A 14,229-nucleotide genomic window follows, 5' to 3' on the forward strand; every position below is an offset into this window, starting at 1 on the left:
CATCGGGCACCCTCACCGTTCATCCCGTCCCGGCTGCAGCCTAGCAGTCGCTGGCCACGCCCGCCCTGCCGGAAATCGACAGGATCAGCCGGAATCTGTCTCCAGCACGACCTTGGCGTGATCGCGCACCGCATAGCAATAGGCGCAACCATGGGCACAACTGTCGTAGCGGCCGATGTCGCGGCTCTCGGCGCAGGCGCATCCCGGTCGGTTGCCCTTCTGCCGCGCCCCGATCCGGGTGCCCACGATGTCGGACAGGCGTGCGACGTCGATGCAGGCGGCGGGGCGCAGCGGGTCGGCCAGCAGATGCGGCTGGGAGCAGAGCGTGGGTGTCAGCCCGTGATCGACGGCGATCCGGCCAAGCGCGGACAGCAGTTCCCGCTTGCACTCGTCGTCCGGGTCTTCCACGACGACGTCCGGCGCCAGCCGTTTCAGGTTCCGGGTGGACTTGGCGTACAGCGTCGCGGCGGAGAAGGTCACCTCATCCACATGCGGCGCGATCTGCGCCGCCAGCCGCCGGAAGTTCTGCCGATGGAACGCCGGTGATGTCAGATCGGTCCAGAGCACCGGGTCGTAGCGCCAGACGACGGCACGCGGCCCGAACGTTGCGGCCAGCCAGGCGATCTCCCGCACCGCATGCTCTACCGGCGGCACCCCACGCTCCAGCACCGCCGGGTAGCCGGTCACCGTGTAGGTGACCATGAAGGGAGCCACGGCGCGGGCCGCGCCCAGCCCGTCGCGGAACGGCCGCGTGTTCCGGGTCCAGAAGACCACGGCATCCACATCCCCGGGTCGCAGCGACACGCGGTACGGCTTCGCGCCATAGGGGTTGGGCACATCCACATGCCCGTCCCGCAGACGCGCCTGAAACCACGCGCCATGGAACGCCGGAATGTCGCTGCGATAGCTGGCGGAGATGATCATGCTGCCCGATATAGGCCAGTCCGGGCCACCGGACTATCGCCGGACACTTGGCAAGCCTATCCTGCCGCCCCATTTCGCCAGAAGTCCTTTCCCGGAGTCTCCCTTGCGCCAAAGCACATCCAGTGAACCCACCGGCCCGCTCGAATGGGCCGTGCTGCTGCGGCTGCTGCCCTATCTCTGGCCTGCGGGGGAAAAGGGACCGAAGCTGCGGATCTTCATCGCGGCACTCTGTCTTGCCGGGTCGATCGCGGCGGGCGCCGGGGTGCCGTTCCTGCTGAAATATGCCGTCGATGCGCTGGACGGGACCACCCAGACCCTGATGGTGGCCGTGGCCTTCGTGATTGCCTATGGCGCGGCGCGGGTGCTGCAGCAGGGGCTGGCGCAGGCACGTGATGCGGTGTTCTCTGCTGTCGGCCAGCGGGCGGCGCGCAATGTCGGGCGACGGGTGTTTCAGCGCCTGCATGAGCTGTCCTATCGCTTCCATACCGAACGCCGGACAGGCGCGCTGCATCAGGTCATCGACCGGGGTGCCAAGGCCATCGACTTCCTGCTGCGCATGGCGCTCTTCAACGTGCTGCCCACCATCGGTCAGGCGCTGATCTTCTGCGGCATCCTGGTGATCGAGTACAATGTCTGGTTCGCGGTCGCGACGCTGGCTACGGTGGTCTGCTACATCGGTTTCACCTTCATCGTCACCGAATGGCGCATCGGCATCCGGCGCGAGATGAACAAGCGCGACGAACAGGCCAACGGCAGCGCCATCGACAGCCTGCTGAACTTCGAGACCGTGCGCTATTTCGCCAATGAGGACTATGAGGTTGATCGCTTCGACGGCCGCCTGGCGCGCTACGAGAAGGCCGCCGTACGGTCCCAGGTCAGCCTCGCCTTCCTGAACACCGGCCAGGGTTTCATCGTAGCGCTGGGACTGGTCATCGTCATGGCCATGGCCGCCAACGGCGTCGTCAACGGCCGCATGACCATCGGCGACTTCGTGCTGGTCAATGCCTTCCTGATCCAGCTCTACATGCCGCTCAACCTGCTGGGCATGGTCTACCGCGAGGTGAAGCAATCGCTGGCGGACATGGAGAAGATGTTCCGTCTGATCGACCAGGATGTGGAGGTGGAGGACGCACCGAACGCCCCTGCCCTCAGGTTCGAGGGCGGCAATCTGCGGTTCGAGGACGTGCAGTTCGGCTATGACGCGCGCCGGGCCGTGCTGGGCGGCATCTCCTTCGAGGTGCCTGCGGGCCGCACGGTCGCCGTGGTCGGATCTTCCGGTGGTGGCAAGTCCACGCTGACCCGGCTGCTGTTCCGGTTCTTCGACGTCGGTGCCGGGCGGATCAGCATCGACGGCCAGGACATTCGCAGCGTGACGCAGAAGTCGCTGCGCCGGCATCTGGGTGTGGTGCCGCAGGACGTGGTGCTGTTCAACGACACGCTGGAACACAACATCCGCTATGGCGATCTGACCGCCGACGATGCGGCCCTGAACCGCGCCATCGACCAGGCCCAGTTGCGCGCCCTGATCGGCAATCTGCCCGACGGCCTGAAGACCATGGTCGGCGAACGCGGCCTGAAGCTCTCCGGCGGCGAGAAGCAGCGCGTCGCCATCGCCCGCATGATGCTGAAGGATCCGGGCATCATGATCTTCGACGAGGCCACCTCCGCCCTCGACACCGCGACGGAGCGGGAGATCCAGCGTGCGCTGCGCGATGTCTCGAAGGGCCGCACCACCCTGATGATCGCCCACAGGCTCTCCACGGTCGTGGAGGCGGACGAGATCATCGTCCTCGACCAGGGCCACATCGCGGAACGCGGCAGCCACGCCAGCCTGCTTGCCCGGAACGGCCTCTACACCGCCATGTGGCAACGCCAGCAGGCGGAACGCGAAGAGGAAGCCACAACGACACCCGAGACGGTCACCACGGCGGCGGCCGAGTAGTCACCGCTCCCCCGGTTTCCGCAGGGCATTGTTGGCGGACCGGGCGATGGAGGCTGAATCGAGGCCGAAGTGGCGGTAGAGATCGGCGACGGTGCCGGTCTGGCCGAAGTGTTCCACCCCAAGCGGGATGGTCCGGTGACCGCCAACGGCACCCAGCCATGACAGTGTCGCGGGATGGCCGTCGGTGACGGTCAGGACCGTGCAATGGGCCGGCAGGGCGGAGAACAGCGTTTCCACATGGCTGCTGGCGCGGCGGTTGCCACGGCTGCGGTCGCGCTGCGCCGCGGTCCAGCCCGCGTTCAGCCGGTCGGCGGAGGTGACGGACAGCACCGCCACATCCCGATGGTGCTGGGCCAGCTTTCCGGCGGCATCAATGGCCTCGTTCGCCACCGCGCCCTGATAGGCCACGACAAGCTCACAACCCGGCCCCGGCGGGCGCATCCAGTAGGCACCGTCGATGACGTTCCGGGCGAAATCCGGGTTGGGGCGTCGGCCCGGCTGTTCCAGCGGATTGGTGGTGAGACGCAGGTAGACGGAGCCGCCGGTCTCGTCGCGTAGCCAGGTCCGCTCATCCGGGTCCCCCTCCCCGTCGTTCTGCATGTAGGCGAAGGCCCAGCGCATGATGATGGCCAGTTCATCGACGAACGCGGGCTCGAAAGCCGCAAGGCCGTCCTGTGCCATGCCGATCAGCGGCGAGCCGATGGACTGGTGCGCGCCCCCCTCCGGTGCCAGCGTGATGCCGGACGGGGTGCCGACAATCATGAAGCGCGCATCCTGGTAGCAGGCATAGTTAAGGGCATCGAGACCGCGCGCGACAAACGGGTCATAGACCGTGCCGACCGGCAGCAGGCGCTTGCCGAACAGGGAATGCGACAGCCCGGCCGCGCCGAGCAGCAGGAACAGGTTCATCTCCGCGATGCCCAGTTCGATGTGCTGCCCCTCCGGCGCGAACTCCCACTTCGCGGTGGAGGGGATGCTCTCCGCGATGAAGGTATCGGCCTGTTCGGTACGCGCGAACAGCTTGCGGCGGTTGACCCAGGGGCCGAGGCTGGTGGTGCCGGTCACGTCAGGCGACATGGTGACGATCCGGTCCGCGAGATCGCTGTCGCCCTTGGCAAGCTGATCCAGAATCCGACCGAATGCGGTCTGGGTGGAAATCTCCCCGCGCACGGCAAGATCGATCTCCTGTGACGCAATCACCCTGTCCGAATAGCGCCGCCGTCCCCGGGCAAAGAACGGAGTCTGATCAAGAAAGGCCTGCAGTGCCTCCGGGTCGGCGACGGTGGCGAACCGCTCCCACTCCTCCCCCTCGGCAACGCCCATGTGCTGCTGCCATTCGGCCATCTGGGTCTTGTTCATCAGACCGCCATGGTTGTCCTTGTGGCCGGCGATGGGCGTGCCCCAGCCCTTGACCGTATAGGCCAGGAAGCAGACGGGGCGGTCGTGATCGATGGCGTCGAAGGCTTCCGCCATGGTCTGCACGCAATTGCCGCCCAGGTTCTCCATCAGTGCCGCCAGTTCCGCATCGCTGCGCCGGTTGATCAGCGCCGTGACGTCGCCCTGATCGCCCAGCGCATCCATCAGCCTTTGCCGCCAGACCGCACCGCCCATGAAGGTCAGCGCGGCATAGAGCTGGTTCGGGCAGTCGTCGATCCAGGCGCGAAGTTTCTCGCCTCCCGGCTCCTGAAAGGCGGCCCGCTGCAGGTGGCCGTACTTGACGCGCACGACATCCCAGCCGAACGCCTCGAAGATCTTCTCGATCCGTCCGAACAGCCCCTCCCGCACGATCCCGTCCAGGGACTGGCGGTTGTAGTCGATGATCCACCAGGTGTTGCGCAGATCGTGCTTCCAGCCTTCCTGCAGGCATTCGTAGACATTGCCCTCGTCCAGTTCCGCGTCGCCCACCAGCGCCACCATGCGCCCCAGCGGAACCTCCGCACCCCACGGCTTGGCGGAAACATAGTCCTGCACAAGTGACGCGAAGGAGGTGATCGCCACGCCGAGACCGACAGAGCCGGTGGAGAAATCCACGTCATCCACGTCCTTGGTGCGGGACGGATAGGACTGCACGCCGCCATAGCCGCGGAAATTCTCCATCCGCGCCCGGGTCTGCTGCCCCATCAGGTACTGGATCGCATGAAAGATCGGCGAGGCATGGGGCTTCACGGCCACCCGGTCCTCGGGCCGCAGGGCGGAAAAGTAGAGCGCCGTCATGATCGAGACCATGGAGGCGGAAGATGCCTGGTGGCCCCCGATCTTGATGCCGCCCTCCTTGGGGCGCAGGTGGTTGGCATTGTGGATCATCCAGTGGGACAGCCAGAGCAGCCGCTGCTCGATGGTCTTCAGATGGCTGTGCCGTGCATTCATGGTGCCTGTCCCCATACCGTTCCCGTCGGCCTGGCGGATGCCGTCAGCACGCCGCGCAGCAGGCAAAGCATATCACCATGGCCGAAGTGATTTCTTGCGAATGCAGCTTATCCTGTTCATGGATATGGTGTTATCGGCGGCAACGAAGGATTTTCTGGTGACTTCCACCAAACTGGACGAGATCGACCTGCGAATCCTGCGGGAGTTGGGAAAGGACGGTCGGATCACCGCCGCCGAACTCAGCCAGCGGGTCGGGCTGAGTGCCACACCGGTCATCCGTCGCCTGAAGCAGCTCGAAGACAGCGGCGTGATCAGGGGCTATGTCGCGCTGATCGACGAGGCGGCGCTGGGTTACACCATGTCGGTGTTCGTTTCGGTCAAGCTGGACCGCCAGGTCGATCACGCCCTGCGCAGTTTCGAGAGCGCCATCTCCCTGTTCCCGGAGGTGGTGGACTGCTGGCTGATGACCGGCAACCGCGACTACCTGTTGCGCATCGCCGTCACGGGCCTGAAGGAGTTCGAGGAACTGATGATCGAACGGCTGGTGAAGATCGACGGCGTCGCCTCCATCGAATCCTCCATTCCCATCCGCCGGGTGAAGGCGGGCATTTCGCGCAGTCCGTGATGCCCTGTCGGGCAGGTGGCGCGGATCAGGTCTGCGCCCTGATCCCGCCCTCTGCCTTCGCGCCGGGGGCGAGCTTGAAGACTTCGCCTTCACGGGCCTTGGCGCGGTGGACGACGCGCTGGATACCGGGAATGGCGAGCAGGCTGGGTTTGACGATCTGTTCCATGGACAGCAGCGAATAGGGACAGTTGGAACAACTGCCGACGAAGCGGACACGCAGTTCACCGATCCCCTCGTCGATCTCCAGCACATCCAGCCGTCCGCCGTCATTGGCCAGTACCGGCGCGATGACCCGCTCCACCCGTTCCGCCAGGGTGCCGGCATAGAGCTGGTCCGGGTCGAACAGGGCCGGTGACGGCGTGTCCCGGTCAGTGCAGGCGCGTATCTCCTCGATCGCCTTCGCATCCTTGGTGGCGTCGATGATGCCGAGTGCGACAAAGGCGTCGGCAAGCTCGGGCGAGATCTTCTGGTGCACGAGGTACTTCACGAAACCGGACTTGTTGGCGGGGGAGAAGGAGAGCTTCTCCCGGTATTCTTCCCAGTCCAGATCAACGGGGCCGGAGATCTCGAAATTGGCATCACCGGTGCGCACATAGTCCACGATCAGTTCGCCCAGCCGGTCGAAGAAGCGGCAATGCTCCTTGCCCGTCGCGGCGCGCTTGCGGTTGATCACCATGCCGCGCAGCTTGGTCAGTTCACGGTCCTTCGGCAGCACACCGGTGATGACATCGACACGGACGGCGCGGTTGCGCTTCCGGTCCACCATCAGCAGGGCGCTGTTGCCGATGGCGCGGGAATGCACCAGCAGCGCGGACCCGATCTCCGCCGGCGAGATGCCCAGGAAATGCGCCGGCACGTCACCGGCACAGGGAATGGCCACCCCGCTGACAAAGGCCAGATCATCACGGCGGATGGTGGCATTCGCACCGAACAGCAGGTCGAGACCGCGCTTGGCGGCAACGAAGAGCTGGATCGCCACGATCTCTTCCTTGAACTCCAGCACCGCGCTCTTGTGCGCCGACAGCAGGTCGAGGGTCTGTTCATTGCCCGCCTCATCCACCACGGTCACGCCGCCGACGAAATCGGACAGGATCGGGTGCATGATCGACTGGTAGTCGAGGCGGCGCAGCAGCGGCAGATAGACCAGCAGGAAGCGGTCCCGCTGTTCCCCGTCCAGCCCGCGCAGCAGGTCACCGGCGGCAGCCTTGTAGCCCGGATCGGAGGAATAGCGCTGGAAGAAGGCGGTGACGGCGCCGACGGCCTCGCTCAGTTCCCGTGCCGCATCGGTCTGCGGATCGCGCAACTGGTCCGACGGCAGCCAGTGAATGCCGTGCCGGTCGTCGCGCTGGGTTGCCACCCAGTCCTCGTCGGTGGGGAAGGTGGCGCGCCAGTCGGCGAAGATGATGTCGATGCAGCGGTTCAGCGCCGCCGCGTCCGGGGCCGACCAGAGAGCCAGTTCCAGCGGGCGCAGCGGGGCAAGCTGCACCGGGGTGCGCTTGATCAGGCTCTGGTGGGTGAACTGGTCCGCCTCCACGTAATCCGTCAGGCGGTTCACCTCCCCCGGCACGAAGTCGATGAAGGCCGTGCCACGGGCGACGCGGTCATTCAGCGCCACCTGGGCGATCACGGCGCCATGACCGGCGACCATGCGCGTCGCAATCCCTTCCTCAAGGCCCAGCGCCGCCGCCTCGTCCGGGTGCAGTTCGACGTGATGCTCGTCCGGGTCCAGGCCATAGATCGGCAGGGTCTTGATGCCAGAGTTGTAACGTCCCCTGCCCCGCAGTGCCTGACGTCCGGGCCGTCCGCGACCGCTGATCAGCGACAGGGTACCGGGGGGCAGATCCGCCTCCAGCCGTGCCATGAAGTCGTCCGGCGGGCAGACCAGCCGGGCCAGCGTCTTCGTGTCCTGATGCAGACCGGGAAAGATCTCGCCGGAGCTGTTCTCGACGTTGTATCGGCCGTTGCCACCCCACTGCACGCCCATGCCGGCGTTGGCGCGCAGCATGTCGTGGCTGATCGCCTCCCCCTCCGCATTCTCCAGACGGCAATACATGTCCAGGTCACGGCTGACCTGCACCAGATGGTCGAACACCCGGTCGGGCATGATCTGGTCCTGATTGTCCAGATAACGGGCGAAGGTGCGGTGCACCACGTCCGGGTCCAGATCGTTCAGTTCCGCCGTGTCGGGATTGCGCAGCCGCTCCGCGATCTTCACCGCCAGTCGGGCCAGGATCTGCTCGTCGGCCCAGGCCTTCTCCGGCGGGGTGCTGAGCTGCTGCTGCAGTTGCAGGGTGCGGTCCCCGCGCTGGATGACGCCTGTCCGCTCCACATAGGTCATGGCTGGCAGCAGCACGTCGGCATGGTCCAGCACCCCTTCGCCCAGGAAGCTGTCGATGACGATATTGAACGACCGGCCCATGCGGCGGGTCCAGTGACCGACACGCGGCATGTTCTTGGTCATCTGGGTACCGACGAAGATGAAGCAGTAGATGCGGTCATCCTCCGCCATCTGGGAGACCGGTGTCCCCTTGTGGTCGGGAATGTTGTCGATGGGTATGTCGAGGATGTCGGCCAGTGCCTGCCGATGGCTGGCCTCGGCCGGGTCATGGTTGAACACCAGCTTGCGGCCGTTGAAGCCCATCATCAGCTCGCTGGTGGCATTCGACTGACCGGCGATGCGCATGGAACCGGCGCCCTTGCGCCCGACATTGCCTGTCAGCAGCAGCAGGTTGAGGTTGGTGGAGAAGCCGTAGCTGCCGGTCGACTGGTTGACGCCCATGCTGGAGACAAAGGCGACCTTGGGCCGGTACCCGCTCTCGTCCGGCTTCGCACACAGCTCGGCATAGCGGCGGATGGTGGCGGCAAGTTCTGCGATGTCCTGCCCGGGCATGGCGATGCGGCGGGCCGCTTCCTCCGGCACGCAGCGGTCTTCCGACACCAGCTTGCGGAACGCGGCAATGCTGTCGGGATCAACACGCTTGTCCAGGCTGGCCTGATCCTGCCAGCCATTGTCGAGGATCACCCGTGCGACCGAGAGGTTGAACAGGACATCGCCACCCTGGCGGAAGCGGATGTGAATGGTACGCGGATCATCCTCCTCCAGGTCGCTGACGGTGTCGCTGCGGGTCGGGTCGATCACCACCTTGATCGCGTGCCTGTTGCGCTTGATCTTCTCGTAGGCCTGCGGGAACGTGACGAAGGGATTGGTGCCGTGCATGACGGCGACGTCACAGCCCTCGATCTCGTCGAACTGGCTCCAGGTAAAGCTCGCCTCATTGCCGAAGTTCAGCTGGTGCGCGGCACCGGCGCTGGTCAGGCAGTGTTCGGAATTGGCACCGATGGTCGGCAGGCGGAACACCAGCTTGTACAGGCTGGCCATCCAGATCGCCTCGATCATCTTCTGGCCATTGCCGTAGATGGCGACGGCATCGGGACCGACCCATTCGCGGGCATGCAGGAACAGCCAGGCGGCGCGGTCCAGCGCCTCGTCCCAGGATACTTCCTTCATCTTGCCGTCATGGCCACGGATCATCGGCACGCGAATCCGGTCGTCATCCAGACCGCGACGCACCATCCGTGTCGCGCGTTCCGCATCGCCACCGGTCATCAGCGACGTCTTGCCCTTGACGCAGAGCCCCAGCGGCGACATCGGAACCACCCGGTCAATACCCTTTGCGTCAGGCTCGACCGTATAGGGGCACCCCACACCGCAATAGCTGCAGACGCTGGACCGGTTGCGCAGCGCATCATGGCGCAGGCGCACGCTGTCATCCTGCCGCAGTGCCGGATTGTCGGCGACGGCGGCTACGAAATCCGCCGCGCTCATGGCCAGCAGTTCAGCGATGTCGGTGGTGGAGCGGAAAGTGTCGGCAGGCATGTTTCAGTTCCCCAACTTCCCCGGATCTTCCTGATAACCAGAATTAGTTTGGTTGAGGCAGTTGGTCAATTTTTCGGTGATGTCTGTGTGACGAATACTTTGGTAACTGATAATCAATCTCTTTGTTTTTCTTGCCAATGATTATCAGAAACAAATCTGCCGTGCCGGCTGCCTGAAACAAAAATGTCCCCGAAACGTCATCGGCCCGAAACGACCCCGCCGTACCTCTTGTCCCGATTGGTACCGATCACAAAGGGGATTCCGATGAAGACGCGCATTGGTCTTGTGGCTGCTGCGGCCACGCTTGCCTGGTCCACGGCCACACTGGCCGCGACCGAGATCCAGTTCTGGCACGCCATGGGTGGCGCGCTCGGGGAAAAGGTCGACGAGATCGCCGGCAAGTACAACGCTTCCCAGTCCGACTACGTTCTGAAGCCGGTCTACAAGGGCAACTACACCGAGACGATGACCGCCGCCGTCGCCGCTTTCCGCGCCGGTGAGCAGCCGCACATCGTGCAGGTGTTCGAGGTCGGCACGGCCTCCATGATGGCCGCCGGTGGCGCGATCAAGCCCGTCACCGATGTGATGAAGGATGCGGGCGTCGCCTTCGACCAGGCCGACTACCTGCCCGCAGTCGTTTCCTACTACCAGACCCCGGACGGTGACCTGCTGTCCCTGCCCTTCAATTCCTCGACGCCGGTCCTGTGGGTCAACAATGACCTGCTGAAGAAGGCCGGCGTGGAGAAGGTTCCGGCGACCTGGGACGAGATGTTCGCAGCCGGCGAGAAGCTGCAGGCGGCGGGACACGACTGTGCCTTCTCCTTCGGCTGGCAGAGCTGGGTGATGGTCGAGAACATGAGCGCCTGGCACAATCTGCCCATCGGCACGAAGTCGAATGGTTTCGAAGGGCTGGATACCGAGTTCACCTTCAACAACGGCACCATCACCGGCCTGCTGCAGCGGGTTGCCGATGCGGGCAAGTCGGGCATGTTCAAGTACGGCGGCCGTCGCGGCGACAGCCTGGCCCTGTTCACCACCGGTGAATGCGCCATGTGGATGAATTCCTCCGCCTACTACGCCGGGATCAAGTCTCAGGCGAAGTTCGACTTCAGCCAGTCCATGCTGCCGTACCTGTCGGACGTGGTCTCCAAGCCGCAGAACTCCATCATCGGCGGCGCGACCCTGTGGGTGCTGCGGGGCAAGGATGACGCCGACTATCGCGGTGTCGCCGAGTTCTTCAAGTATCTCTCCCGCCCGGAGATCCAGGCCGACTGGCATCAGTCCACGGGCTATGTGCCGATCACCACGGCGGCCTGGAAGCTGTCGCAGGAACAGGGCTTCTACAAGTCCAACCCCGGCACCGACACGGCGATCAAGCAGCTGAGCCTGAACACGCCGACCGCCAATTCGCGCGGCCTGCGGTTCGGCAACTTCATGCAGATCCGCGACATCATCAACGAGGAGATGGAAGCGATCTGGTCCGGCACGAAGTCAGCACAGAAGGCCATGGACGACGCCAAGGCCCGTGGCGACAGCCTGCTGCGGAAGTTCGAGAAGACCAACTGACCAGCCTGACGCGCAAGACCTGCGCCGAAGATGGTGGCCGCCCCGCAGGCTCTCCTGCGGGGCGGCATGCCTTCTGCACCTGATACCTGCTTCCGAACCGGACCACATGAACAGTTCACCCTATCGCCACCGGATGCTGCCCTGGCTGCTGGTGCTGCCGCAGCTGGCCATCACGCTGGTCTTCTTCATCTGGCCTGCCAGTCAGGCACTCTGGCAAAGCGTGCTGCGCGAGGATGCCTGGGGTCTGTCACAGGAGTTCGTCGGCTTCGAGAACTTCGCCGACCTGTTTGCGGATCCGCTATTCCTTGAAAGCTTCCGGATCACCTTTGTCTTCAGCTTCGCCGTTGCGGCACTCTCCATGGTCCTTTCGCTGCTGCTGGCGATCAATGCCGACCGGGTGGTGCGGGGCAACAGCACCTATCGCACCCTCCTGATCTGGCCCTATGCAATCGCCCCGGCGCTGGCTGGCGTGCTCTGGTTCTTCATGTTCAATCCGACGGTCGGCATCCTGTCATGGCTGCTGAAGGGCGCAGGATATGACTGGAACCACCACGCGAGCGGCACGGATGCCATGCTGCTGGTGATCATGGCCGCCGCCTGGAAGCAGATCAGCTACAACTTCCTGTTCTTCCTTGCAGGATTGCAGGCGATCCCGAAGAGCCTGATCGAGGCTGCCGCGATCGACGGCGCGGGGCCTGTCCGGCGGTTCTGGAGCATCATCCTCCCCCTGCTGTCGCCGACGACCTTCTTCCTGCTGGTGGTGAACGTCGTCTATGCCTTCTTCGACACCTTCGGCCTGATCCATGCCACGACGGAGGGCGGTCCGGCGGGTGCGACGCAGATCCTGGTCTACAAGGTTTATTCCGACGGTTTCGTCGGCCTGGATCTGGGTGGGTCCGCAGCGCAGTCCGTCATCCTGATGACCATCGTCATCGCGCTGACTGTGGTCCAGTTCCGCTATGTCGAGCGCAAGGTGGCCTACTGATGGTCGAGAACCGCCCGATCCTGAACGCCAATTCCCACATCCTGCTGCTGCTCGGCGTTGCCGTGACGCTGCTGCCGATCTGGATCACCTTCGTTGCCTCGACCCATGCGTCCGAGGAACTGCTGCGGGCGCCCATCCCCATGTGGCCCGGCGACCAGCTCTGGCAGAACTACGCCGAGGTACTCTCCGGCGGCATCACGGGCGCAGGCGGCGTGCCCGTGGGGGTGATGATGCTGAACAGCCTGGTCATGGCCCTGTCGATCGCCATCGGCAAGATCGCGATCTCCATCATCGCCGCCTATGCCATCGTCTATTTCCGCTTCCCGTTCCGCATGGGGGTCTTCTGGCTGATCTTCGTCACGCTGATGCTGCCCGTGGAAGTCCGCATCCTGCCCACCTTCAAGGTGGTGGCCGACCTGGGCATGCTGAACTCCTACGCAGGCCTTTCGATCCCCCTGATCGCATCCGCCACCGCCACCTTCCTGTTCCGTCAGTTCTTCATGACCGTGCCGAAGGAGATGGTGGAGGCCGCGCGCATGGACGGCGCGGGTCCGGTCCGGTTCTTCATCGATGTGCTGCTGCCCCTCTCCCGCACCAATATCGCCGCCCTGTTCGTCATCCTCTTCATCTATGGCTGGAACCAGTACCTCTGGCCCCTGCTGATCACGACGGACGAGAGCTACTACACCGTCGTCATGGGTATCCAGCGCATGGTCAGTGCCGCCGAGCAGCTGCCCGTCTGGAACCACGTGATGGCGACGGCGATGCTGGCCATGCTGCCGCCCGCGCTCATCGTCATCCTCATGCAGCGGCAGTTCATCAAGGGCCTGATCGAGACAGAGAAGTGAGTCCCAAGCGATGAAAGCAGACACATGAGCACCATCGAACTGCGTGGCGTGAAGAAGTCCTATGGTGCCAACTAGGTCGTTCACGGCATCGACCTGCAGGTCCGGCAGGGCGAATTCATCGTCATCCTGGGACCGTCCGGCTGTGGCAAGTCCACGCTGCTGCGCATGGTGGCGGGACTGGAGATCATCTCGGGCGGCGAGATCCTGATCGATGGCAAGGTCGTCAATGACCTGGAACCGGCGGAGCGGGACATCGCCATGGTCTTCCAGAATTATGCCCTCTATCCGCACATGACGGTGGAGCGGAACATGGCCTACGGTCTGAAGATCCGCGGCCTGCCGAAGGAGGAGATCGCCGAACGTGTCAGGCGAACCGCCGGGATGCTGGAACTGGGGCATCTGCTCGACAGGAAGCCGCGCGAGCTGTCGGGTGGCCAGCGTCAGCGGGTCGCGATGGGACGTGCCATCATCCGCGAGCCCCGCGTCTTCCTGTTCGATGAACCGCTCTCGAACCTCGATGCCCGTCTGCGCGTGCAGACCCGGCTGGAGATCCACCGTCTTCAGCAGGAGACGGGGATCACGTCGCTCTATGTCACCCACGATCAGGTGGAGGCCATGACCCTGGGCCACAGGATCGTTGTCATGAACAACGGTGTGGCCGAACAGGTGGGAACGCCGGACGAGATATACGAACGCCCGGCCACCAGCTTTGTTGCGGGCTTCATCGGTGCCCCGCCAATGAGCCTGCTGACGGCGACCGTCTGTGATGATCGCCGGCAGGCGGACATCGCGCCCGGTCTGCGCCTGCCCCTGCCCCGACCGGTATCTCCGGGACTGGAGATACAGATCGGCATCCGGCCGGAGAATGTCCTGCCCTGCAACGCCGACACGGGATCGGCCATGACCGTGGAGCATGTGGAGGTACTGGGTGCGGATCAGATCGCCCATCTGGTCCGGGACGAAGCACGGCTATGTGTGCGGCTGCCCCGCCATTCCCGTCTGTCCGCCGGCGACACCCTGAACATCGAGGTCCAGGCGGAGGCGGTGTCCATGTTCGATCAGCAGACAGGCCGTGCGATCTGACCCTTTCCCTGC

8 protein-coding genes and 1 pseudogene are annotated in these 14,229 nt (G+C 64.5%); 6 read left to right on the forward strand and 3 right to left on the reverse strand.

What is annotated here, in order from left to right; genetic code table 11:
- Positions 1 to 84 precede the first annotated feature (84 nt).
- Entirely contained in the window at positions 85 to 924 is an 840-nt protein-coding gene (locus tag QGV55_RS08820; protein WP_281017189.1) for a DUF1848 domain-containing protein, read from the reverse strand.
- 103 nt (positions 925 to 1,027) lie between these two features.
- Here QGV55_RS08820 and QGV55_RS08825 point away from each other — a divergent pair, with 103 nt between their 5' ends.
- Entirely contained in the window at positions 1,028 to 2,866 is a 1,839-nt protein-coding gene (locus QGV55_RS08825) for an ABC transporter ATP-binding protein/permease (protein ID WP_281017188.1), read from the forward strand.
- Here the strand turns inward: QGV55_RS08825 and QGV55_RS08830 are convergent, their stop codons facing one another.
- Positions 2,867 to 5,233 (reverse strand): hypothetical protein, encoded by a 2,367-nt coding sequence (locus QGV55_RS08830; RefSeq protein WP_281017187.1) that lies wholly within the window; start codon positions 5,231 to 5,233, stop codon positions 2,867 to 2,869.
- Positions 5,234 to 5,387: 154 nt separating this feature from the next.
- Here QGV55_RS08830 and QGV55_RS08835 point away from each other — a divergent pair, with 154 nt between their 5' ends.
- Positions 5,388 to 5,858 carry an Lrp/AsnC family transcriptional regulator gene (locus tag QGV55_RS08835; RefSeq protein WP_348637708.1) on the forward strand — a complete coding sequence of 157 codons (471 nt, stop codon included), beginning with the start codon at positions 5,388 to 5,390 and terminating at the stop codon, positions 5,856 to 5,858.
- A 25-nt stretch (positions 5,859 to 5,883) separates the two neighbouring features.
- Here the strand turns inward: QGV55_RS08835 and QGV55_RS08840 are convergent, their stop codons facing one another.
- Positions 5,884 to 9,735, reverse strand: coding sequence for a molybdopterin-dependent oxidoreductase (locus QGV55_RS08840; RefSeq protein WP_281017185.1), 3,852 nt, complete (start codon positions 9,733 to 9,735; stop codon positions 5,884 to 5,886).
- Positions 9,736 to 9,999: 264 nt separating this feature from the next.
- Here QGV55_RS08840 and ugpB point away from each other — a divergent pair, with 264 nt between their 5' ends.
- From ugpB to ugpC, 4 genes and pseudogenes are all read left to right on the forward strand, one after another.
- Positions 10,000 to 11,301 (forward strand): sn-glycerol-3-phosphate ABC transporter substrate-binding protein UgpB, encoded by a 1,302-nt coding sequence (gene ugpB, locus QGV55_RS08845; protein ID WP_281017184.1) that lies wholly within the window; start codon positions 10,000 to 10,002, stop codon positions 11,299 to 11,301.
- A gap of 106 nt (positions 11,302 to 11,407) precedes the next feature.
- Positions 11,408 to 12,286, forward strand: a complete 879-nt coding sequence (gene ugpA, locus QGV55_RS08850) for a sn-glycerol-3-phosphate ABC transporter permease UgpA (protein WP_281017183.1) — start codon at positions 11,408 to 11,410, stop codon at positions 12,284 to 12,286.
- Positions 12,286 to 13,134 (forward strand): sn-glycerol-3-phosphate ABC transporter permease UgpE, encoded by an 849-nt coding sequence (ugpE, locus tag QGV55_RS08855; protein ID WP_281017182.1) that lies wholly within the window; start codon positions 12,286 to 12,288, stop codon positions 13,132 to 13,134. Before ugpA ends, ugpE begins: the two co-directional genes overlap by 1 nt.
- A 24-nt stretch (positions 13,135 to 13,158) precedes the next feature.
- Positions 13,159 to 14,217, forward strand: a pseudogene (ugpC, locus tag QGV55_RS08860) (sn-glycerol-3-phosphate ABC transporter ATP-binding protein UgpC).
- Positions 14,218 to 14,229: the final 12 nt, after the last annotated feature.

Origin of the sequence: Minwuia sp. IMCC3009 (genome assembly GCF_029909415.1) — a bacterium.
Lineage (GTDB): Bacteria > Pseudomonadota > Alphaproteobacteria > Minwuiales > Minwuiaceae > Minwuia.

What these genes read in the sequence shown, in the direction of transcription:
- QGV55_RS08820 (WP_281017189.1), bottom strand. Translation starts at nt 924, where the DNA reads ATGATCATCTCCGCCAGCTATCGCAGCGACATTCCGGCGTTCCATGGC.
- QGV55_RS08830 (WP_281017187.1), bottom strand. Translation starts at nt 5,233, where the DNA reads ATGAATGCACGGCACAGCCATCTGAAGACCATCGAGCAGCGGCTGCTC.
- QGV55_RS08840 (WP_281017185.1), bottom strand. Translation starts at nt 9,735, where the DNA reads ATGCCTGCCGACACTTTCCGCTCCACCACCGACATCGCTGAACTGCTG.
- ugpB (WP_281017184.1), top strand. Translation starts at nt 10,000, where the DNA reads ATGAAGACGCGCATTGGTCTTGTGGCTGCTGCGGCCACGCTTGCCTGG.
- ugpA (WP_281017183.1), top strand. Translation starts at nt 11,408, where the DNA reads ATGAACAGTTCACCCTATCGCCACCGGATGCTGCCCTGGCTGCTGGTG.
- ugpE (WP_281017182.1), top strand. Translation starts at nt 12,286, where the DNA reads ATGGTCGAGAACCGCCCGATCCTGAACGCCAATTCCCACATCCTGCTG.